Below are 23,996 nucleotides of genomic sequence, written 5' to 3' on the forward strand. Positions count from 1 at the left end.
TTTAAACCTCCTGACTTTTCAGAAGCGANTGCAAAAGTAAACCTTTTCTTTTTATTATCCAAATCATTTGGAAGAATAATTGAAAAAGTTTTTCTCTAACGTTTTGCTTTTTGGTTAGCTTTCAAAAGTAAGGATAAATCCTTAATCTACAAAAACTTTAAAAACAAAATCTCTAACTTCTTTTCTGCCAGTATGTCATTTTCTCGTGGCCTTAACCTCGAGGCCTTGTCTCTTACAAAGCGAGTGCAAAAGTATAGCATAGGATTGCCAAATGCAAGTAATATAGAACATATTTACAAGGCTTTTGGTTCATTATTTCGTAAAACTCTATTAGCCCGTGGGTTAACTAGTGAAATAATTTTACATAGTTTTAATGGGGTTACTAGCCCCTCTTTTACTACTCCTTATTATATAGAGTTTGTTTTTTGACTGCACTGTTGCAGTCAAACCACTACGGTGGAAATATAAAATGAGCTACTCCCTTGGGGGCTCCGAGTAGGTCGGAACACTAAAGCGAGTAGGGAAATAATAAAACATGATATCCTAATCAAAGCTTTTTGGTGGGAATTAGCGTTTCCAAAGTTTAACTTCCTAATAAAGAATTAATATCTTCGTAGAGTTAAGTACTTTATTAAATTATCACCAATTAATCCAAATTTATTTTGAATCACTTTATTAAAATAACTAGCTGCTTGCTACTTATATCAAGCGTTAGTTTCGCTCAGAAGAAACCACTCGACCACAGTGTGTACGACAGTTGGGAAAGCGTAAAAAGAGTTCGCATTACCGATAACGGGAAGTATGGAACTTACCTTGTTGCCCCTCAAGAGGGAGATGGAACATTTTATATTAACGAACTTGCTAAGAACAAAACAAACTCACTACCTCGAATTGGTAAATACGACATTACGCCTAACGAAAAGTTTTTCATAGGGCTAATGCAGCCTAAGTTTTCAGAAACTAAAGCACACAAAGAGAGTAAGAAAAAATCGGAGGATGCTCCTAAAGACACTTTATTGGTAGCAGCTCTACCTTTTCAACGTGTAGATACCATTGGAGGTGTTAAATCGTATGCTGTAGGAACTAAAGGGAATCGCTTTTATGCCTATCAACCTGTTGATACAACAAAAACAAAGTCTAAAAAAGACAGTATCTGGTTTAAGGAACCTTTAGTGATTCGTGAATTTGGCTCTACTTGGACAGACACTATTAACTACGTAAACAGTTACTCGTTTAGTAAAGATGGTAATCGATTGGTTGCTTCAGTTGTACCTAACAAAAAAGATACACTCCAAAAAGAGAAACAGGTTGTATTTTTCGACCTAGCTAACAAGAAAAGGCAGATTATCTCATCGGGATATTATAAATATCAGTCTATGAAGTTCGACGAAGAGGGAACACAACTTGCTTTGCTTGCTTCGAAAGACTCGGTTATACCAACAGACAGAAGATTTGAACTAAGATATTTTAAACTCGGACAAGACTCGTGTCAGACACTAATCGGAACCGATTATTCGGGAAGTTTACCCTCTAATTGGTTCTTTAACGAAAACAGCAATGTAGACTTTAGTTATAATGGAGATAAGATATTTACCTCTATAGCACCACTTACACTACCTGCTGATACCGTAACGATTAAGGAGGAGACAGCAGTACTCGACCTTTGGCACTACCAAGACCCTGTAACGCAACCAGGACAATTGGTTAACCTAGGTAGAGATTTAAAATACACTTACGACGCAGTAGTCAATTTAAATGCACCTAATAAGCTCATTTCATTAACTACGGAACGCTACGAAAGTATCGATGCAGTAAACCGTGGAGATATGAATTATGCCATTGCTACAAACACAGCTAAGCATATTATAGAGAGTCAGTGGATGGGCTCACCCCGAAAAGATATCTATAAAGTCGATTTCACCACAGGTAAGCGCGAACTTTTACTTGAAGAGTGGAATGGATATATTCAAACCTCAGCTTGCGGCCAATTTATGCTATTGTATAGTTTAGACGATTTGAATTGGCATTCATTTAATATTGAAACTAAAGAGCAAAAGAATTTGACAGTAGGTCTTGATGTTGTTTTTTGGGACGAATCTACAGACACTCCGGGAGAACCCTACCCTTACGGCATTGCTACATGGCAAGAAGACGATCAAGCCGTTTACATTTACGATGCATTCGACATTTGGAAGTTTGATTTAAAGGGGAATAAAGCACCTACAATACTGACTAATGGGGAAGGTCGCAAAAACAATACACGCTACCGTTATCTCAAGACAGATTCTGAAAAGAGATTCCTTGAAAGCAAGGACGAAATCCTCATTTCTGCGTTTGATAAAACAAACAAAAATGCAGGCATTGGAACACTGCGTATAGATAGACCTGCCGCTCCTAAACTTTTTTGTCCGATGCTACCCACTCAGTATAATTTGGTAGTAAAAGCTAAGGATAAAGACGATTACCTCTACGTGAAGTCTAATTTCACCGACTCACCCGATGTCTATTTTGCCAAAAATAATTGGACTAAAAGCAAACAATTGAGTCACATTAACCCACAAAAAGAGGAATATAACTGGGGTACTGCCGAGCTATTCAAATGGCATGCCTTCGATGGCGAACCACTAGAGGGTATTGTATATAAGCCAGAAGATTTCGACCCTAATAAGAAGTACCCTGTGATGGTTTACTTCTACGAGACACATTCAGACGATCTGAATTCACATTATATGCCTCAACCAAGTTGGTCAATTATTAATATTTCGTTCTATGTAAGTAGAGGTTATGTTGTCTTTACACCAGACATTCATTACTACACAGGAATGCCTGGAGAGGGAGCATACAACTGTATTATTTCGGGAACGGAGGCTTTAGCCAAAAACAAATGGGTTGACAAAGACAATATGGCTATCCAAGGCCAAAGCTGGGGTGGATACCAAGTAGCCTATCTAGTTACACGCACCAACATGTTTAAGGCTGCAGGCTCAGGAGCTCCTGTATCGAACATGACTAGCGCCTACGGAGGAATCCGTTGGGGAACGGGTACCAGCCGCCAAGTGCAATACGAAAGAGGACAAAGCCGAATTGGTGGTACACTTTGGGATTGTCCAGAGCTTTATATACTAAACTCTCCGCTATTCCGTGCCGACAAAATCGAGACACCTCTACTGATTATGCACAACGACGACGATGGAGCTGTGCCATGGTATCAGGGAATCGAACTTTACATGGCTATGCGTAGATTGCAAAAACCAGTTTGGATGCTTCAATACAATAAAGAAGCACACAACCTAATTAAGCGAGTAAACCGAAAAGACTTAACTATTCGTCTACAACAATTTTTTGACCATTACCTTAAAGGTGAACCTGCACCTGAATGGATGATCAAAGGTTTGCCTGCAGTTAGGAAAGGTAAAACTTGGGCAACCGACTTAATGGAGTAAAATAGCAGACTATACTTTTGATGTAAACTGTAATATCGAGGTGGATTTATGATTAAATCCACCTCGATTTGCTAAATATGCACGAATAATATTCTATAAAACCTAAAAATCATCATTTATTAGGATTGCAAGTAAGCCCCACAATTTGTTTCTTTGCAACTATTCAATGAATTTGAACTAAAAATAAAATGACAAAACGCCTTACCTTAACATTATTTCTAACAGGACTAATCTCTGGGCTGAGTTTTACGGCCCAAGCTTCTATTCCAACCAAAGCAACAGAAAGCCCGAAGAACAGTTTAACAGATAATCAACTCGATTCACTCAGACGTAATAATCCTTTCTTCTTGCAGGAGGTGGTGGTACAAGGATTCAAAGAAACTGCTGATTATCGTTTGGCACCCGTATCGTCATCTAGCATCAGCAATAAACTCATTCAGGAAGAAGCGGTACACTCCATTAAAGAAATTACGGGCTTAGTGCCTAACCTCTATATGCCCGATTACGGAGCAAAAGTATCATCCCCTCTCTACATCCGTGGAGTGGGATCGAAAATAAACTCGCCATCGGTTGGACTCTATATTGATGGCGTACCTTATTTTGAAAGTGCAGCCTTTGATTTCAATTTTAGTGGAATCCAACGCGTTGATGTATTACGTGGTCCTCAAGGCACACTTTACGGAAGAAATACCATGGGCGGTATTGTTAATGTCTATACTAAATCACCACTCAATTATCAAGGAACAGACATCGAGTTTACAGGTGCTAAGAACAATTTATACGATATCTCTGCAACCCACTATTTTAAAATCAAGAAGGGAATGGGCTTATCAGTATCGGGAAATTACAACCATTTCGACGGAAACTTTGAAAATGTAACCCTACACAAAAAAGCTGACGGCTCAGATGCAGCATTAGGTCGAGTACGATTCGACTGGGAAATCAATCCCAGATGGGCCATGCGAATTATCACCTCCTACGATTACCTAAACCAAGGCGGATATCCCTTTGGTGTTTATAATATCGACGAAGACAGAGTCGATCCTGTCAACTACAATAGAGAAAGCACTTATAAACGAAACATCTCAACAACAGGTGCTAATATTGAATACACAGGCAAAGGTTATAGCATAAATAGCCAAACCTCTCTTCAATACCTTTGGGATTCTCAAGCGATTGACCAAGACTTTTCGCCCAATGATTTATTCTTTGTGACTCGTAAAGATCGTCACCTCATGCTGTCAGAGGAGCTAAATATCAAATCGACTACACCACATAATTACCAATGGCTGTTTGGTATCTTTACGTTCTATCAAAATACGGATAGAAAGCTAAACGTAAATAAGATTCCCGATAGTAGTTTGGATAATAAAGATTTTGATCTCCCCACTTATGGTTTTGCAGCGTTCCATCAATCAACGCTGAACAACATTATTTGGGACGGTTTATCTCTAACAGCAGGGGTGCGTTTTGATTATGAGCATGCCAAGAACGACTTTACTCAACACCTATTCAAGAATGACGTAGAAGCAGGGAATAATAGTTTCAGCGACAAACTAAGCTTTAATCAAGTAACACCTAAGCTTGCTTTGCAATATGCAACTGCCAATGAGCAAAACTTTTATGGCTCTATTACACGTGGATACAAGGCAGGCGGATTCAACACCTCTTTTGATAAGAAAGACCAAACCACTTTCAATCCAGAATACAGTTGGAACTACGAAGTTGGAACAAAACTTGGCTTCTTTGACCAGCGTTTAACAGCAGACCTATCTCTATTCTACATTGACTGGAGACACCAACAGGTCTATCAACCACTAGCTTCAGGAACAGGTAGAGGATTAACTAATATCGGCCGTTCGGCAAGTAAGGGAGTAGAGATTAGTATCGCTGCCAATCCGATTGAAGCATTAAGTCTTCAAGCCAACTACGGTTATACAAAAGCATATTATAAAGACTATATCTACAACGACAAAATAAGTTATAGTGGCAACAGATTACCACTAGTGCCCGACCATACAATTTCTGCTCATGCAGACTACCGTTTTATCAAACCTTTTAATGGGGTTGACGAGATAAAACTAGGAGTAACTTACCTTGGAACAGGCAAGATTTATTGGGCCGACAACAACAAGCAATCACAAAGCTATTACGGCTTATGGAACGCTACAGCTTCTGTTAGAAGAAATAACATAACTATCTCTTTATGGACTAAAAATCTGATGAATAAAGACTATATTGCATATAGCGTACAAACAAGCAGCTTATATGCTCAGAAAGGGAAGCCTTTTATGATTGGTGGAACCCTACGTATAAAAATTTAACAAGGTCACGTACATGTTTTTATGACGAATTCTAAATCAGACGATTTCTTCAACGAGATAACGCCAGGAGCTAAAAACTTTAACCTCCTGACGTTCTTCTTTCTTTATATAGCTCAGTCAATCCCCAAAAGTTTCTTCTCGACCATTATCCCCGTGATGATGCGTCAAGAAAACTTTGAGCTTTCGACTATTGGTGCAATGCAACTCATCAAGCTACCTTGGATACTAAAATTCCTTTGGTCGCCCTATGTAGACAAAAAATGCCAGACAACCGACGATTACAAACGTTGGATTCTGGGATCGGAGATTATCTATGCTGCTTCAATCTTTGTGGTGGCTTTTCTTGATTTCTCTGTCGATTTCTCGACTATCATACTACTAATCTTTATCTCGTTTGCGGCTTCGGCTACGCAAGATATTGCTACGGATGCCTTAGCAGTACTTTCGTTTAGCAAGAAAGATAAGAGCATGGTCAATAGTATACAATCTATGGGAAGCTTTGGTGGTGTGATGATTGGTTCGGGGCTACTCCTACTCTTATTCCAAAAAATTGGGTGGACGAGTTTAGTTCCTTATGTTGGCTTATTTGTCTTACTTGCCATAATACCACTGCTATTTAATAATAGCCTACACTTTAAGAAGAAAGAGAAGAAGGATACAGCTAAGCTCAAAGACCTCTGGTTGTTTTTCAAGCAGAAAGATCAGAATATTTGGCGACAGATTGGGTTCTTATTTCTCTACTATTCGGGGTTGATTGGTACACTAGCCATGCTAAAACCCTATTTAGTTGATATAGGATTCAGTACAAACCAGATAGGTTTCATCTTTGGAATCATCGGAACAGCTCTAGGCTTCATCGCCTCATTCTTTGGTGGAATAATTGTAAGAAAACTCGGCCGATATCGATCTCGTCTTCTCTTTGGAGGCTTGATTTTGCTGACCACCATCTACTTTTTAATCATCATGAGTATCCCCTACTCTGCATTACTACTCTATCTGGGCATTATTATGCTATGGTGTAGCTACGGAATGGCAACCATCATTGTTTATACAACAGCAATGGACCATGTTCGACCAGGCAAGGAAGGAACAGATTTTACCATACAGACTGTAATAACACATTTAAGCTCCATGTTTATCGCTATTTTGAGTGGCTACGTAGCCCAACACTATGGCTACCGAACACTAGCTAGCGTTGAGGTAGGCTTTGCAACCTTTACTCTCATCTATATTCTGATTGCATTTAAAAAGAAAAAAGCATGACTAAAGATCTCATTACAAAATACAATACTCCCGTACCCCGATATACAAGCTATCCACCAGCTAATTACTTCGAAGATAGCTTCTCATCTCAAGACTATCTACAAGCTGTAGAGATATCGAACGAGGCGAATCCCTCACACATTTCGTTCTACATCCATATTCCTTTCTGTAGGCATCTTTGTCATTACTGTGGGTGCAACTCGTTTCCGATGATGAACCAAGAGAACATCGATCGCTATGTCGATGCGTTACTAAAAGAAATTAAGCAGGTCAAAAGCTTACTAAGCAGCGAGCGTAAGATAGCACAAGTTCATTATGGAGGTGGTACGCCAACCGTACTACCCGTCGCTACACTTAAGATGCTTAACGAGTATTTGCTCGAAGGCTTTGAAACAATTGAGAATCCAGAGATAGCAATTGAATGCCATCCCGGGTATTTAGATCGTGCCTATTGGGAAGACTTAACAAAGGCACACTTCAACAGATTTAGCCTTGGGGTGCAAGATTTCAACGAGCAGGTGCTCAAAACATCTAATCGTAAACCTTCACTTCTGCCTGTAGAAGAAATATTTGACATACTAAAATCGGCAGGAGCACGAATCAATCTAGACTTTATTTACGGACTTCCCCACCAAACAGTGGATAGTTTTGCTCAAACCATAACACGTGCAGCTGCACTAAAGCCCGACCGTTTGGTAACTTTCTCTTACGCACATGTGCCTTGGGTAAGCAAACGACAACTTATCCTAGAGAAAGTAGGACTACCATCGAGTGAAGACAAGAAGTTAATGTTCGAAAAGGCTAGCGAGGTTCTAAAGCAAGCTGGCTATTATGCCGTAGGGATGGATCATTTTGTCCGCGAAGATGATGAGCTTAACCAAGCACTTCAAACCAACGAGCTACATCGTAACTTCCAAGGGTATTGCACCCGCCGAACTACCGGGCAGATTTACGCTTTTGGGGTAACAGGTATTAGTCAACTCAACTCAGCTTATGCACAAAACATCAAAGACATTAAGTCGTATATCCAAGCTGTAGAGCAGGGAGAATTACCCATCGTAAAAGGATATAAACTATCCGGCCAGCAACAAATCATACGCACTGTCATTGAAACACTCATGTGTAACTACAGTGTGAATTGGCAAAAGATAGCCGATTACATCCAAAAGGATAAAGCAGAAGTACTAAATGCAATTCGCTACAACCAGAGTGAATTACAAGAGTTCGCCGATGACGGACTCATCGAATACTCTGCGAACGACATCAGAATGACTGAAATAGGAAAGCTTTTTGTTCGTAATATTGCTGCTTCGCTAGATCCACTAATGGAGAACAGTACTAAAAGCTTCTCAAAACCCGTATAATTATGACTCAGAAAACATACGATATTCTAATAGTTGGAGCTGGGCTTACTGGGCTTACAGCAGGATTCTATATTACCAAGCAGGGGAAAACTGTAGCAATCGTAGAAAAACAAAATCGTGTAGGTGGACAGATTCAAACCTTTGAGGAAGATGGTTTCATCTTCGAGAAAGGACCTAATACAGGGGTTATTTCTTATCCTGAAGTGGCTGAACTGTTCCAAGATTTAGCCCCTCTATGCAGTTTAGAAACTGCTCGAGAAGAATCTAAACGTCGACTTATTTGGAAAGGTAATCGCTTTCACGAAATACCATCCTCACTTTTGGGTGGTGTAACTACTCCCCTTTTCTCGTTATTTGACAAGTTCAGACTCCTAGGAGAACCTTTTCGCAAAAAAGGTAATAATCCTAACGAATCCGTGGCTCAGCTTACGCGTAGACGCATGGGAAACTCTTTTCTAGATTATGCTGTCGATCCTTTTCTTTCGGGTGTCTATGCAGGTAATCCCGAGAAGTTAATTACCCGTTATGCCCTACCTAAACTATACAACTTAGAGCAAGAGTATGGAGGATTTATTAAGGGAGCTATGGCTAAGGCTAAAATACCTAAAAGCGACCGCGATAAATTAGCTACTAAAAAAGTATTCTCTGCTACTAACGGACTAGAGCAACTCCCCAAAGCTATGGCCAAAAGGATTGGACTAGAAAACATCTTTACTGGAGCAGATAAACTTCGCATCACCCCTGGGAGTGATGTTTGGGACATCAGCTTCACAACCAAAGGAGAAGAGCTTAAGCTTCAAGCCAAACAAGTCATCACCACAACGGGGGCTTATGCATTGCAAGAGTTATTACCGTTTATTGACTCACATTTGATGGATAAAATCACCTGCCTTGAGTATGCACCAGTAGTGCAAATCAGTGTGGGTATTAAAGACACCAAGGGCTTATCGTTTAATGCTTTCGGAGGACTAGTTCCTTCAAAGGAAAATCGAGAAGTGCTGGGTATTCTTTATCCATCGGCATGTTTCGAAGGAAGAGCACCCAAAGGAGGAGCACTTTTCTCATTCTTTATTGGTGGAGTAAAACATCACGAACTTACCACCCTAAGTGATGAGGAATTAGAAGCGCTTGTTATTCGTAATTTCCACTCAATGCTAAAATTCCCTACCGACATAAAGCCCGATATGATTAAGATATTCCGCCACAAAAAAGCAATTCCTCAATACGAGCTTAGTTCGGGTGATCGATTTGAAGCCATTCGACTTATTGAGAATAAATACCCAACTCTTACGCTGGCTGGTAATATTATAGGGGGTATCGGTATGTCCGATAGAATCCGTCAAGGAGTAGAACTTGCAACGAAAGTTTGCAAATAATAATCCTTAGATCACAAGTTATTAAAATAATAATCCTCCGGTAGAAGTTTAACTTTTCTATCGGAGGATTATTTTACATATATAAGCTAAGCGCTTTATAGGTTTAATTGATGTTTGATTACATCATACCACCCATACCGCCCATTGGGTTACCACCCATTGGCATTGGCTCATCTACTTTTTTATCTACAATAACACACTCAGTAGTCAAGAACATACCAGCAATTGAAGCTGCATTTTCGAGTGCCACACGAGTAACTTTAGCAGGATCAACTACACCAGCTTTAACAAGATCTTCGTAAATATCGTAACGTGCATTATAACCAAAGTTACCTTTGCCTTCACGTACTTTTTGAACTACTACCGCACCTTCTTTACCAGCATTTGCAACGATTTGGCGAAGTGGCTCTTCGATAGCACGTTTGATGATAGCAATACCTGTATCTTCGTCGGCTGTATCACCTTTAAGTGAGTCAAGAGCTTCGATAGCACGGATGTAAGCAACACCACCTCCTGGGATAATTCCCTCTTCGATAGCTGCTCTAGTAGCACAAAGTGCATCATCAACACGGTCTTTCTTCTCTTTCATCTCAACCTCTGAAGCAGCACCTACATAAAGTACAGCTACACCACCAGAAAGTTTAGCAAGACGTTCTTGAAGTTTTTCTTTATCGTAGTCTGAAGTTGAAGCTTCAATTTGAGATTTAATTTGCTCGCAACGTTCTGTGATAAGTTTACTATCTCCCTTACCGTTTACAATTGTTGTATTGTCTTTTGAAATGGTTACTTTATCAGCAGAACCAAGCATTTCAAGAGTAGCTTGCTCAAGTTTTAGACCTTTTTCTTCGCTGATAACAATACCACCTGTTAGGATAGCAATGTCTTCAAGCATCTCTTTGCGGCGATCGCCAAAACCAGGCGCTTTAACAGCACAGATTTTAAGCTGTGAACGAAGACGGTTTACAACAAGGGTTGTTAGTGCTTCGCTATCTACATCTTCAGCAATTACTAATAGAGGGCGACCCGATTGAACTGCTGGTTCAAGGATAGGTAAGAACTCTTTTAGGTTTGAAATTTTCTTGTCGTAGACAAGGATGTATGGATTTTCCATTTCAACCTCCATTTTCTCTGTGTTTGTCACAAAGTAAGGAGATAGATATCCACGGTCAAACTGCATACCTTCTACAATGCCAATTGAAGTTTCAGTACCCTTAGCTTCTTCGATTGTGATTACACCATCTTTAGAAACCTTACGAACAGCATCAGCAATAAGTTTACCAATTTGTGCGTCGTTGTTCGCCGAAACTGTAGCAACTTGCTCTACACTATCGTAGTTGTCATCGACTTGAATTGCTTGAGATTTGATATACTCTACAACTCTAGCTACAGCTTTATCGATACCAGATTTTAGTTCCATAGGGTTAGCACCCGCAGTAACGTTTTTAACACCTTCTGCTACGATAGCTTGTGCTAAAACAGTAGCTGTAGTGGTACCGTCACCAGCGTCATCACCAGTTTTTGAAGCTACCTCTTTTACAAGTTGAGCACCTGTATTTTGGTATGGATCTTCAAGTTCAATCTCTTTTGCAACAGTTACACCGTCTTTAGTGATATGAGGTGCACCAAATTTCTTTTCGATGATTACATTACGACCTTTTGGTCCTAAAGTTACTTTAACTGCATTTGCTAATGCATCAACACCATCTTTGAGCTGATTACGAGCATCAATATTGAATAATATTTCTTTTGCCATTGTTTCTTATATTTTTAATTATGAATGAGATAAATTAATTAACCAAGAACAGCTACTACGTCACTCTGACGCATAACTAAGTATTCTTTGCCTTCAAATTCTAGAGCAGTACCGCCATATTTACCATACAATACGGTGTCGCCAACTTTAAGAATCATTTCTTCATCTTTAGTCCCCTGACCAACTGCCACAACTTCACCTTTCAAAGGTTTCTCTTTTGCTGTATCAGGAATAATAATTCCACCAACTGTTTTCTCTTCTGCAGGTGCAGGAAGTATTAAAACTCGATCTGCTAAAGGTTTAATATTCATAATCTAACGTGTTATTTAATTGTTTAACATTTTATACTTTATACTATCTTAATATACGAAAACTATGCCAAGATAAAATCTCTGATTCTTTGGCAGCAAATACTGACAAATTGACTCTATAAAAAAGAGCAAAATGTCAAATACACCTTGCTCTTCTTCATTATATGAGTATCTAGATAGATTCTTATTTCTTTACTAAGTCAATAAGCTCGTCTAGGGTTACAGTGTTTTGATCTCCTGTAAGCATATTTTTAAGTGTAATTTTACCTTCACTCATTTCGTTTTCTCCCACCATAGCAACAAATGGAATATCGTTATTGTTGGCATAAGCCATCTGTTTTTTCATTTTAGCCTCATCGGGATAAATTTCGGAACGGATACCCGCCTTTCGGATAGAGGTCAATAATTTGATGCAATATGCAGCCTCTTTGTCGCCAAAGTTGACAAATATAAGCTGTGTGCGTAATAGGGTTTCTTGAGGGTAAAGCTCCAACTGGTTAAGCACATCGTAGATACGATCTGCCCCAAAAGAAATACCAACACCCGAAACATCTTTCAGACCAAATACCCCCGTAAGGTTGTCGTAACGACCACCACCTGTAATACTACCCATCTCAACATCCAAGGCTTTTACCTCAATAATAGCACCCGTATAATAGTCTAGACCTCTAGCTAAAGTAAGGTCAAGTTCGACTTCATTAACTAGGTCTAAATCAGCCAATGCGTTTAGAATAAATTCGCACTCTTGGATTCCTTTCACACCTACTTCGCTCTCGACCAACACTTGTTTAAGCGTTTCCAGCTTTTCTAAATTGGTACCAGAGAGTTGGATAATAGGTTGAAGCTTATCGATAGCCTCTTGAGTTACACCTTTTTCGGTAAGTTCTTTATTGACATTTTCAAGGCCAATTTTATCGAGCTTATCAATTGCAACCGTAATATCTACAATCTTGTCGGCCTCACCGATAACTTCGGCAATACCAGAAAGTATCTTTCGGTTGTTTAGCTTAGTACATACACGAATGCCCAGCTTAGTAAATACGGTATCAATAATCTCAATGAATTCGATTTCGTTGAATAGTGAATCACTGCCCACCACATCAGCATCACACTGATAGAACTCACGATAACGACCACGTTGTGGACGGTCGGCACGCCATACAGGCTGAATTTGATAACGCTTAAAAGGGAAAGTTATTTCGTTGCGATGCATCACCACGTATCTAGCAAAAGGGACTGTCAAATCATAACGAAGTCCTTTTTCACAAAACTTTCCTGCCAATTTTGCAGCATCTCGACTCAGAAGCTCTTCATCGGTTAGTTTTGAAAAATAGTCGCCTGAGTTTTGTATTTTAAATAATAACTTATCGCCTTCTTCTCCATATTTTCCCATCAAGGTAGAAAGGTTCTCCATTGCTGGAGTCTCTATCTGCTGAAAACCATAAAGATGATATACATTACGAATAGTATCAAAAATATAATTACGTTTCGCCATCTCTACAGGCGAGAAATCTCTAGTTCCCTTTGGTATACTTGGTTTTGCTGCCATATCAATTTTATAAGTTTAAGAATTACAAATTTAGTCGAAATTATTGATAATTACACATTATGACTTAAGAGAGTTACCCCAGACACAAGCAGAAATGCCATAACTACATGATAAAAAATGAGTAGGTCACCCAATAGAGGCGAGCTACTCGGAGTATGAAAACCAATAAGTCATTTGCATTTAATGCCCAGGTAACTAAAAAATATAGGGGATAAAACTTCTGCTAGTTTTACCCCCTATGTTTTTATAAGGTTGATTATTTCGAGCTTAATTTCTTCGCCCCATGAAAATCATAACATAATAAATAAGAGTTGCAAGTGAGCTTAACGCAGCTACTACATAGGTATAAGCTGCTGCACGAAGCGCAGTACTAGCATCTTGCTGATTGAAGTTGTTGGTTATTCCAGCACCTCTAAGCCATACAAGCGCTCTACGACTAGCATCAATCTCTACTGGCAAGGTAATGAAGCTAAACAGGGTTGTTGTAGCAAAAAGAACAATACCAGCCAAAAGGAATTGCGGGAAAGTTTGAATGGTTAAGATTCCGATGATCAGTAACCAAGTGATCCATTTAGACGAAAATGAAACTACAGGCACTAAGCTGCTTCTTAGCTTCAAAGGTCCATAGGCTTGTGCATGTTGAACCGCATGTCCACACTCGTGGGCAGCAACAGCAGCAGCCATTACACTTTGACCATAAAATACATCTTCACTCAAGTTTACAGTATGGTTTGTTGGATTGTAGTGGTCGCTAAGTTGACCTGGTGTACAGATTACTTGAACGTCACGAATTCCATTATCAGACAACATCTTTACTGCAATATCTTTGCCTGTCATACCGTTACCCAAACTTACTTTTGAGAATTTCTCAAACTTACGCTTCAAGTTCATTTGAACTAGAAAGCTAAGCAACGCAATACCACCAAATAAAATCCAATATATAGCCATAGGACTAATCGATTAATTTTTTATTAATATAATTCTATCTACAGAACTAGCAAATAGCTTGCCAAAAGTATTACTTTTTTAGTTCTATCTCAACAATATAGTCAAATTCTGTTGAAATTTCTGATAAGTGGACTCTTATTAAACCGCTAGTTTTTGAATATTTTAGTTTATTAGAAGTTTTAAACTAATTAAGAAGACTCTTATGTCAGTAAGAACTAAGGAGATAAAAAAAGGCTGCCAATTAATTGACAGCCTATCTTCTAATATATATATATTTTATCTATTTCAATTATTCTGCATCGCGAATAATAGTTTGATCACGATCAGGACCAACAGAAATAATAGAGATGTTAACCCCTAGCTCTTGTTCTAAGAAAGATACATAAGCATTGAATTCTTCAGGGAATTCATTTTCACTAGTCATCTTTGTCATGTCAGTCTTCCAACCTGGAAGGTCTACATAGATCGGCGTAACACCTTCAGTAATGTCGTAGGGCATGTAATCATATTCTACTCCATCAACATCGTAAGCCACACAAGCCTTGATAGTTTCAAAAGTATCGAGTACATCACTCTTCATCATGATAAGTTTAGTTACACCATTAACCATAATGGCATATTTAAGAGCAACCAAGTCGATCCAACCGCAACGGCGTTTACGACCTGTAACTGCACCAAATTCATGACCAAGCTCACACATACTTTCGCCAACCTCGTCGAAAAGTTCAGTTGGGAAAGGACCTTCACCTACACGAGTACAATAAGCTTTGAAAATACCAAAGACTTCACCAATACGGTTAGGAGCAACTCCTAAACCAGTACAAGCTCCTGCAGAAATAGTATTTGAAGAAGTTACAAAAGGATAAGAGCCAAAATCAACATCTAGCATCGTACCTTGTGCTCCTTCGCATAACACGCTCTTTTCAGAAGCCAAGTAGCGATTGATCTCTTCTTCACTATCGATTAGTGTAAACTCTTTAAGATATTCAATAGCACTCATCCATTGAGCTTCAAGTTCTGTCAAGTCGTAATCATAATCCAGTCTCTTTAGAATTTCTTCGTGAGCGGCTTTAAGCTTATTGTATTTCTCATCAAAGTTGTGAAGAAGATCACCAACACGAACTCCATTACGACTGATTTTATCGGTATACGTTGGGCCAATACCTTTTCCTGTAGTACCTACTTTGTCGTCACCTTTTGCTGCTTCATAAGCTGCATCAAGAATGCGGTGAGTAGGAAGGATTAGGTGAGCTTTCTTCGAAATCAGTAATCTTTCTTTCAGATTATGTCCCGAAGCAGCTAGAGATTCAGCTTCTTCTCTAAATAAAGAAGGGTCTAAAACCACACCGTTACCAATAATATTAACTTTATCTCCCTGGAAAATACCAGAAGGGATAGAGCGTAAAACGTATTTTTTACCACCGAATATCAACGTGTGACCAGCGTTTGGTCCACCCTGAAAACGAGCTATAACATCATACTCAGGTGTAAGGACATCGACAATTTTACCTTTACCTTCGTCACCCCACTGTAGCCCTAATAGAACATCTACTTTCATCTTAGTTCTTTAAATGTTTATTTAATATGTTTGATTTTGCTTTTTTATGCAGTCTTTGCAAATACCGTATAGATAGAGAGAGTAATGAGACAATTGAAAATCGTCTTGTTTAGACTCTTCAATAGCATGCTGAAGCTTTTCACTTTGAAATTCAGTAATCTTACCACATTCAGTGCAAATCTGATGATGGTGCGTTTCTCTATTGTAACTCCGCTCATATTGAGAGGTGTTACCAAACTGGTGTTTGATTACTAATCGAGCATCGATAAGCAACACTATTGTGTTGTAAAGAGTAGCTCGACTTACACTATACTTGCGCTCTTTACGCATCAAGCTATAAAGTGTATCTATATCAAAGTGGCCATCTATAGAGTATATGGCATCGAGTATAGCATAGCGTTCGGGCGTTTTACGATGCCCGTTGACGTTTAAATATTCTGTAAATATTTGCCTCACTATATCTTTCACTTCTTGTTTATCCATATCTATATAGGTGGTATTTTAGTATCACAAAGGTAACTCTTTTTTATTCAAACGATGAAGAATACGTAGTGTACTTTTATAAGTACGAAGCTTCATTGTGGATTATATCATATAAAACTTTAGCTAATTCATCGCTAGAGTCAGCATAGGGTTCAACGGCTGCTAAGATGGTATACTTGTTATTAGGACTCTGCTTCATAAAGTTTTTGAGTGCCATAATTGAAGCATTGCGCAGGTTAAACTCACCCGATACAGCAGCTACAACAGCCTGATTTACAAACTCACTTGCGGCTCTTTCGTCCATCTCTACTCCCCTATTTAGTAAGCGAGAAATAGTTGCATAACCGATGGTTTGAATTAGCTCGTCTTTATCGGCAATCCATTGAAAAGATAATGGACAAACACCCTCAATATGCTGAAGTTGATTCATCACTAGCAAATTGGCAATCTCGATATTACCTACCTCTTTTAGCCAGTGATTCGCTGTTTCAACCGTGAATTCTTCACGAGGATAAAGCAAAGTTGCCAAAATTCTCAACTCACGAGTTTGCTCTACCCATAAGCTTTCGGCCAGGGCAACTGATGGCTCACAAGTAGCTGCAATTTCTTTAATACGAGGCAACTCAACACCAAAATTTAATTTATAGTCTAGTCCGCTCTTACGCATACTAGCAGAAACAACTCCGTTCATGTATAAACGGAGTTGTGATCTGATATCTTTGATTTGTTCTTGTACAGTCATTATCTAGTTATTAACCGAGGGTAAGAATGAATAATCTGTTGAATAACGCAACATTTGATCGGCATACGATTCGTCGTAAGTAACCTGAACATCAACAATATTGCCGTCAGCATCTTCAACTGCAGTATACACAGGGTTAACAAAACCTTTATAGGGAGCTAGATTAAGTGTAGCATAACGTGTCAACACCTCTTTATGCAGTGCAGGATCAACATTGATAGCATAAGCCTCGACAATAGCACGCGCTGCATCTAAATCTCCAGTTGAACGGATACGCTGTATCTCCGATAGAAGCTCACCAAAGAGTGCTCTAAGTTTCGGGTAATCATTAACCACAACATAGGTTTTTCCGTCTTTATTTACTAACTCTACAACATTGTCTGCTTTACCTTTTTGGTAAGCCCACTGTGCTATAAGTTGACGGTTTCGCATATGCGACTCTTCAACATTATTGCCCAATTCGATACGTACGAGTTGAGTCATAAGACCATTCATCATATAATTATAGTATGCAGCCTTGTAAGCATCCATATTTGGTGTCAATCCAAGCTCAACCAACTTTTCGTCTGCCAAGTAGTATAAACCAAATAAGTCAGCACGAGTCTCCTCGATTGTGGCTCCATAAGCCTTCAAGGCATCTTCTTTTCCTGGAAGAATAATTCCCGAACCGTGACCAAGACATTCGTGAATATCGGTATGTAATTCGTCAGTCAAGTCGGCATAGCTATTAATTAGGTCAAGTTCAACAGGAGAATAAACAAATTCTTCATCAAAACCACTACCATGAGAGGCTTTATTATAAGCATCCGTTATATTACCGATAGTTACCGATTTAGAGCCATAGTTATTACGAATCCAGTTTGCATTAGGCAAGTTAATTCCAATTGCTGTTGCAGGATATAAATCACCACCCAAGATTGCAGCATTAATTACTTTTGCTGAAACTCCTTTTACCTCTTTTTTCTTAAATTGAGGATCAACTGGTGAGTTGTTCTCAAACCACTGTGCATTCTGGCTTATAAGCTCGGTACGACGAGTAGCATCAATATCCTTAAAGTTTACCAACGACTCCCAGCTAGCTTTAAGCCCTAAAGGATCGCCGTAAGTCTCGGTAAAACCGTTTACAAAGTCAACACGAGAATCAAGATCTTGTACCCACTCGATAGAGTAGTCATTGAAATCTTTTAGATCTCCTGTGGTATAGAACTTTATTAGCTTTTCGATAACTGCCTTTTGGGTAGCATTTTCGGCAACAGTAGCTGCTTTTTCTAGCCAATAAACAGTTAGAGCAATTGCATCTCCATAAAGACCATCAATTTTCCAAACTTTCTCTTGCACTACACCATTTTCTTTTACCAAACGGCTATTTAGGCCATAAGAGATAGGTGCCGCATCGTTTGGATCTTTCAACTTATCGTAGAAGGCTTCAGCTTCAGCCTGAGTTACACCTTGATAGTAATTACAAGCAGAAGTTAAAATTAAATCCTCACCATGTGCTTGATTCACTCGCTTAGGCAATACCTGAGTATCAAACATTACGGGCTGCAACGTAGCATAAAGCACATCAACAGACTCTCCACTTGCTAATGGCAGCTCAGAAGCATCAACACGTAGCAAAGCTTCTTTGAAGTATTCTGGGCTAAACTCAGGTAGGAATTTATCCATCCCGTAATGGTGGTGAATTCCGTTCGAAAACCAAACACGCTTTAAGTACGTTGACAGTTTTTTGAACTCTTCACTATTTTGATCTTCCTTCGGGTTGGTGTAAATAGCTTCAAGAGCTCTACGAATTCGAAGGTTGTATTTTCCATTTTGATCGAATAAGATATCTCTACCTGTAAGAGCTGCTTGGCTCAAATAATAGACCAATTTCTTTTGGTCAGTAGAAAGATCTTCGAATCCGGGTACTTTGTACCTTAATATTTGTAAATCAGCAAACTGTTCCACGTTATAAAAATTATTATTCTGTGTAGATTCAGCGGGTTTCTTAGGAGAACTACAAGACACTAAGAGACTTGCAGCTACCGCTTTTAAAATTGTTACTTTTTTCATGTTTATTTATTTTGGAAGTGCACATAAAAATAAGAAGAAATAATTGGATGGTAAAAATATCATCCTGTTATTTCTTCTTAGTGCTGGTCTGATTTAGTGATTTACTTCTGTTCATGTCGCTTTCGATAATCATTTGGAGTTTCCCCCTTGTTTTTATAAAAAGCAGCATAGAAAGATTGTCGATTCGCGAAACCGACTTTCGCACTAATCTGCTCAATTGTCAAATCTGCATAACGCTTATCTTTTAATAAGTGTAGTGCCTCTTTTACTCTATACTCATTCAATAAGTTAGAGTAATTCATTCCAAAGCGTGAATTTACTACTGCGGATAGGTAACGAGTATTGGTATCCAAATCATTGGCCAATTCTTTCGCTGAATAATTAGGATCACGATACTTTTTCTGAACGACAATCTTTGTTAAAATCTTGTCATATAATTCATCAGCCAATTCTGGCCGGATTAGAGTACGATACGCAGCATCTTTATCCTTACGATCTTTGATGTTGTAAGGTTTACGCTTGTTCTTTTTGTCTACTGAGTTAGTCATAATAATATCTAAGTTTAGGTTTTTTGCATTTATACCAACACAAATAATCATTAAATTATGATAGTTTCAACCCATTGGATTATAGTTATAACAAATGAATATTTAACTTTGGACATAATGAAGCCCAATAATAATAAAATTTAACAGTTAAATCAAACGAAACTTACATTATTTCATAAGTTTACCTTTCAAGATTAAAATATTTTTTATATCAAACGGTATAAATACGCACAAATGCATTCAAAAAACATGCTCCATACTCTTAAAACAAAATTTGGTTATGAAGGTTTTCGTCCTTTGCAAAAAGAAATCATAGAAAACATTCTAAATCACAAAGATACATTGGTTTTAATGCCAACAGGTGGTGGAAAATCAATCTGTTATCAGCTTCCAGCTCTTTTGATGGATGGCATTACAATCGTAATTTCTCCTCTTATTTCGCTCATGAAAGACCAGGTTGACGCACTCCTTGCCAACGGAATCTCTGCAGGGGCACTCAACAGTGGAAACACAGATAGTGAAAATGAGCTTGTCAAACAAAAGTGCATTCAAGGCACAATTAAACTTCTATACGTATCTCCCGAAAAACTTTTATCGGAAATAGATTATCTGCTCAAAGAGATTGATATCGCACTTTTTGCAGTTGACGAAGCACACTGTATTTCGCAATGGGGACATGATTTTCGTCCAGAATACACACAAATGGGCGTTTTAGGTCATTACTTCCCAAAAGTGCCAATAGTAGCACTTACCGCTACTGCCGATAAAATCACCCGACAGGACATAATCTCTCAGCTTAAGCTTAAGGATCCAAAAGTCTTTATTTCAAGCTTTGATAGACCAAATTTAAGCCTAAGGGTTGAAAAAGGGTACCTACAGAAAGACAAGCACAAGTTTATTCTGGAGTTTATAGAGTCACATAAAAACGAAGCTGGAATCATCTACTGTCTAAGCAGAAAGAATACCGAAACCATTGCCCGTTTTCTAGAAAAAAAGGGAGTTTCGACAGCTGTATATCATGCAGGCTTACCTCAACACATAAGAGAAGGAGCACAAGACGATTTTATCAACGACCGAGTTCAGGTAGTTTGTGCTACAATCGCCTTTGGAATGGGAATAGATAAATCGAATGTGAGATGGGTAATCCACTATAATTTGCCCAAAAGCATAGAAAGCTATTATCAAGAAATTGGACGTGCAGGTAGAGATGGGGTACCAAGTGATACCGTCTTATTTTATAGCGTTGCTGATATAATCATGCTCACCAAATTTGCTAACGATAGCAAACAACAACAAATCAACCTCGACAAACTCGACCGTATGCAAGAATATGCCGAATCATATATCTGTCGACGTAGGATTTTATTGAGTTATTTTGGAGAGGAGTCACATCAAGATTGTGGTAATTGCGATATTTGCAAAAATCCGCCTGAACGCTTTGATGGCTCTAGAATCACGCAGATGGCCCTTAGTGCTATTGCTAGAACTAATGAATCGATCACACTGCGGCTACTGGTAGATATCCTTAGAGGTTCGCAAAACCAAGATGTCGTAGAACCTGGATACCACCTGATCAAGACCTTTGGAATAGGTCGAGAAATTCCACCACGAGATTGGAATAACTACTTATTACAAATGTTGCAGTTTGGATACATTGAGATTGCCTATAACGAGGGAAATAAACTTAAAATTACCGATTCAGGAAGAAAAGTGCTGTTCGGTAAACGAGTTGCTGAACTTGTTACCATTATTAGGGACGACAAAGAAGAGGCTTTAACCAAAAGAAAGAAAAAAGAGGCTTCTCTATTCGACACTAAAGCTGAAGACCTAGAGTTATTCGAAAACCTAAGAGCTCTTCGCAAGGAGTTAGCACACAAGGAGGAAGTCCCCGCCTACATCATAATGTCTGATAAGATCCTTCACCTAATTGCCTCGTCCAAACCTGTTACAGTTGAGCAGTTCGGTACAATTAGTGGAATTGGTGAATACAAGCAAGAGAAGTATGGCAAACAATTCACAAACTGCATAAAAGAGTATTTAAATGTTTAAACACGGCTCTCAATGTTAAATAATATTACTTCAAGAAGTATTTACAAGAAGTATTTGATATTGATAAAACAATAGCCTACATTTGTAATCAGAAATGATCGCGGAGTGGAGCAGTTGGTAGCTCGTTGGGCTCATAACCCAAAGGTCATCCGTTCGAGTCGGGTCTCCGCAACTAGTAAGGGAAGTATAGTAATATACTTCCCTTTTTTATTATACTATTCGCTCATAAGTGCGGGGGGATCATGGATCATACTGTATAACACTACAGGTTGTCTCATACGTGAGTGATATAAAAAAGGGACTAAGAAAATTATTTTCTTAGTCCCTGCATCTTATATTTAGAAAAGGTTATATGGTCGGTAACCTTTAGTCAGCGGAGAGAGAGGTCGATGAACCTGATACTCCAACCTATTTAAGTTCAATGTATTATATCTTATTTTTTGCTTGTGGGGTACGGATAAGAGCGCACTGCAAAATGGAACTCTTGTCTTGGGTTTGCTTCCCATTGTCTCCACAATACTCGGGTTCAAAGATACAATATATTTTGCAATAAGCAACTATGCTGGATTACAATCTTTTAATGTTAGTGCAAGGTGCAAGCTTATCTATATATAGATACTTGCACCTTGCACTAAAAAGAGGGAATAGTGTTTGACTACGAAGAATACAGTTTGATGATCTGAAGATTATTACCAGTTGGAGTAAATAAACTACGATAAAATACCATTTAATTATAATAAATCAATTATATTTGCGTTTAACGCAATATAATTTAGAGCAATGGAAGATATAAACAGAATCAAAGTAGTCCTTGTAGAAAGAAAGAAAACCAGCAAATGGCTGGCAGAATCTCTTGGGAAAAACCCGGCTACCGTATCTAAATGGTGCACAAACACTTCACAACCCGATTTATCTACATTAACTCGGATTGCCCAATTATTGGATGTTGACATAAAAGATCTGCTAAATAGCAGAATGACAGAGGGAGAATCAAAATGAGTATAAATAAGAAAAGTCCATATACTGCTGCAATTACAGGCGGTGGTTTCTTGTTTGAAGAGACAAACATCCTACTACCTCTACTCCAATCTGAGGAGCGAGATAAACTTCTCAAACAGGAATCCTTATACAATGAACTCCTGCAAATCAATTCTGAAAAATCTCGAAAGAGATGCATAGCAGAAGTAAAGCGCCGTTACAATGCTGTTTCTCCCTCTTTTTGGGTAGATTATCAAGCGATGGCGGAAGAGAATCAGTACGCAGCTTTGTTTTTTGTCCTGCTCAAAACATATAAGATATTGTTTGATTTTCATACGAATGTTACGATAAAGAGGTGGAACTCAATCTCCAAAGCAATTTTTACAGAAGATCTTATGATGGAGTTCAATGAAATCTCTGCCAACGATGCCTTTGTTGATTCATGGTCAGAGATGACAAAGAGGAAAGTGGCGAGTGCCTACCTTACCATTTTGCGTAAAATTGGGATGTTAGATACCGACAACCAACTACAATCATTGTCTTGTAGCAATTTCGATTACTACATTCGATTAGAAGAACAATGGTTCTTAGAAGCAGCGCTATTGCTTCCTTATCAGATAGAAACAATAAAGAAGTCAACGCTATGACGATAAAAGAGTTAGATGATAAACTAAACAGTCCGGGGTTTCAGGATGCCGAAAATGGAGATTTGTTCTACAATTTTTTTATTTACCAGTACCCCGCCGACCAAGAATACGACATTCGTCGCCAGATACAAGAGTTTAAGGCAAACCTGATACGCCCTATCAACTATGTGGATGTATTAACTTTGAACTTGTTTGAAGAGTTCTGTCGTTTTTTGAGCCAGAAGCGTTTCTTGCGTCATCCCTCTATGTTGGATTATTTATTAGAAAAAGAACAAAACGACCCGACGAATGCTCAGAATGTATCAGAAACATTAATGCGCAACGCACATGGACAGGAGTTTTTACACTATATACACCAACGAATCACAGAGCACATATCCATTCGAGACGATTACAAACGTCCTTATGTATTTCTCAATGGAGTTGGATCTATGTACCCTTATCTTCGTGTAAATGAGTTTTTGGCTCTTTACGAAGATTTCAACGATACCAATAAATACAAAATCATAGTCTTTTATCCCGGACATCGGGATCATAATTCATTCCGTCTGTTCGGTATTTTGCCGGACAATAATACCTATCGCGCCACTTTATTAATAAACGAATAG

Annotated in this window: 18 protein-coding genes and 1 tRNA gene; 10 read left to right on the forward strand and 9 right to left on the reverse strand. The window is 38.7% G+C overall.

The genetic code is table 11. From position 1 onward, the window contains the following. Positions 1–692 precede the first annotated feature (692 nt). The 5 genes from B091_RS0106885 (at position 693) to hemG (ending at position 9,770) form a co-directional block, all read left to right on the forward strand. Positions 693–3,443: an alpha/beta hydrolase family protein gene (locus B091_RS0106885; protein WP_238319447.1), complete on the forward strand. Its 2,751-nt coding sequence runs from the start codon at positions 693–695 to the stop codon at positions 3,441–3,443. Positions 3,444–3,631: 188 nt separating this feature from the next. After that, positions 3,632–5,767 carry a TonB-dependent receptor gene (locus B091_RS0106890; RefSeq protein ID WP_018109278.1) on the forward strand — a complete coding sequence of 712 codons (2,136 nt, stop codon included), beginning with the start codon at positions 3,632–3,634 and terminating at the stop codon, positions 5,765–5,767. Between the two features lie 21 nt (positions 5,768–5,788). Next, positions 5,789–7,030 carry an MFS transporter gene (locus B091_RS0106895; protein WP_018109279.1) on the forward strand — a complete coding sequence of 414 codons (1,242 nt, stop codon included), beginning with the start codon at positions 5,789–5,791 and terminating at the stop codon, positions 7,028–7,030. Further along, the gene (gene hemN / locus B091_RS0106900) at positions 7,027–8,394 is read left to right on the forward strand and encodes an oxygen-independent coproporphyrinogen III oxidase (protein ID WP_026166339.1); all 1,368 of its coding nucleotides are present in this window, start codon (positions 7,027–7,029) and stop codon (positions 8,392–8,394) included. Before B091_RS0106895 ends, hemN begins: the two co-directional genes overlap by 4 nt. A 2-nt stretch (positions 8,395–8,396) precedes the next feature. Continuing rightward, on the forward strand, positions 8,397–9,770 hold the full coding sequence (gene hemG, locus B091_RS0106905) for a protoporphyrinogen oxidase (RefSeq protein WP_018109281.1): 1,374 nt from the start codon (positions 8,397–8,399) through the stop codon (positions 9,768–9,770). A 118-nt stretch (positions 9,771–9,888) separates the two neighbouring features. Here the strand turns inward: hemG and groL are convergent, their stop codons facing one another. The 9 genes from groL to B091_RS0106950 all read right to left on the reverse strand — a co-directional run bounded on the left by groL (position 9,889) and on the right by B091_RS0106950 (position 19,714). After that, complete coding sequence (gene groL, locus B091_RS0106910) at positions 9,889–11,523, reverse strand: chaperonin GroEL (protein ID WP_018109282.1); 1,635 nt, start codon at positions 11,521–11,523, stop codon at positions 9,889–9,891. Positions 11,524–11,561: 38 nt separating this feature from the next. Then, positions 11,562–11,834, reverse strand: a complete 273-nt coding sequence (locus B091_RS0106915; RefSeq protein ID WP_018109283.1) for a co-chaperone GroES — start codon at positions 11,832–11,834, stop codon at positions 11,562–11,564. A 184-nt stretch (positions 11,835–12,018) separates the two neighbouring features. Further along, positions 12,019–13,383, reverse strand: coding sequence for a histidine--tRNA ligase (gene hisS / locus B091_RS0106920; RefSeq protein WP_018109284.1), 1,365 nt, complete (start codon positions 13,381–13,383; stop codon positions 12,019–12,021). A 267-nt stretch (positions 13,384–13,650) separates the two neighbouring features. Beyond that, positions 13,651–14,331, reverse strand: a complete 681-nt coding sequence (locus tag B091_RS0106925; protein WP_018109285.1) for a zinc metallopeptidase — start codon at positions 14,329–14,331, stop codon at positions 13,651–13,653. 289 nt (positions 14,332–14,620) lie between these two features. Next, positions 14,621–15,889, reverse strand: a complete 1,269-nt coding sequence (locus B091_RS0106930) for an adenylosuccinate synthase (protein WP_018109286.1) — start codon at positions 15,887–15,889, stop codon at positions 14,621–14,623. Between the two features lie 21 nt (positions 15,890–15,910). After that, the gene (locus B091_RS0106935) at positions 15,911–16,372 is read right to left on the reverse strand and encodes a Fur family transcriptional regulator (RefSeq protein ID WP_018109287.1); all 462 of its coding nucleotides are present in this window, start codon (positions 16,370–16,372) and stop codon (positions 15,911–15,913) included. Positions 16,373–16,448: 76 nt separating this feature from the next. Continuing rightward, positions 16,449–17,114, reverse strand: a complete 666-nt coding sequence (locus B091_RS0106940; protein ID WP_018109288.1) for a DNA alkylation repair protein — start codon at positions 17,112–17,114, stop codon at positions 16,449–16,451. Positions 17,115–17,117: 3 nt separating this feature from the next. Next, positions 17,118–19,166 carry a dipeptidyl-peptidase 3 family protein gene (locus B091_RS0106945; protein ID WP_018109289.1) on the reverse strand — a complete coding sequence of 683 codons (2,049 nt, stop codon included), beginning with the start codon at positions 19,164–19,166 and terminating at the stop codon, positions 17,118–17,120. A gap of 101 nt (positions 19,167–19,267) precedes the next feature. Further along, on the reverse strand, positions 19,268–19,714 hold the full coding sequence (locus B091_RS0106950) for a helix-turn-helix domain-containing protein (RefSeq protein WP_025069533.1): 447 nt from the start codon (positions 19,712–19,714) through the stop codon (positions 19,268–19,270). A gap of 249 nt (positions 19,715–19,963) precedes the next feature. Here B091_RS0106950 and recQ point away from each other — a divergent pair, with 249 nt between their 5' ends. The 5 genes from recQ (at position 19,964) to B091_RS0106975 (ending at position 23,996) form a co-directional block, all read left to right on the forward strand. Beyond that, on the forward strand, positions 19,964–21,763 hold the full coding sequence (gene recQ / locus B091_RS0106955) for a DNA helicase RecQ (RefSeq protein ID WP_025069532.1): 1,800 nt from the start codon (positions 19,964–19,966) through the stop codon (positions 21,761–21,763). Positions 21,764–21,862: 99 nt separating this feature from the next. Continuing rightward, positions 21,863–21,935, forward strand: a tRNA-Met gene (locus B091_RS0106960). 608 nt (positions 21,936–22,543) lie between these two features. Then, positions 22,544–22,762 (forward strand): helix-turn-helix domain-containing protein, encoded by a 219-nt coding sequence (locus B091_RS0106965; protein ID WP_018109292.1) that lies wholly within the window; start codon positions 22,544–22,546, stop codon positions 22,760–22,762. Then, positions 22,759–23,388, forward strand: coding sequence for a BrxA family protein (locus tag B091_RS0106970; RefSeq protein ID WP_018109293.1), 630 nt, complete (start codon positions 22,759–22,761; stop codon positions 23,386–23,388). The genes B091_RS0106965 and B091_RS0106970 overlap by 4 nt, the downstream gene beginning before the upstream one ends. Then, the gene (locus B091_RS0106975) at positions 23,385–23,996 is read left to right on the forward strand and encodes a BREX protein BrxB domain-containing protein (protein ID WP_018109294.1); all 612 of its coding nucleotides are present in this window, start codon (positions 23,385–23,387) and stop codon (positions 23,994–23,996) included. Before B091_RS0106970 ends, B091_RS0106975 begins: the two co-directional genes overlap by 4 nt.

Origin of the sequence: Bacteroides propionicifaciens DSM 19291 = JCM 14649, assembly GCF_000375405.1 — a bacterium.
In the GTDB taxonomy this organism is placed as follows: domain Bacteria; phylum Bacteroidota; class Bacteroidia; order Bacteroidales; family Bacteroidaceae; genus Bacteroides_E; species Bacteroides_E propionicifaciens.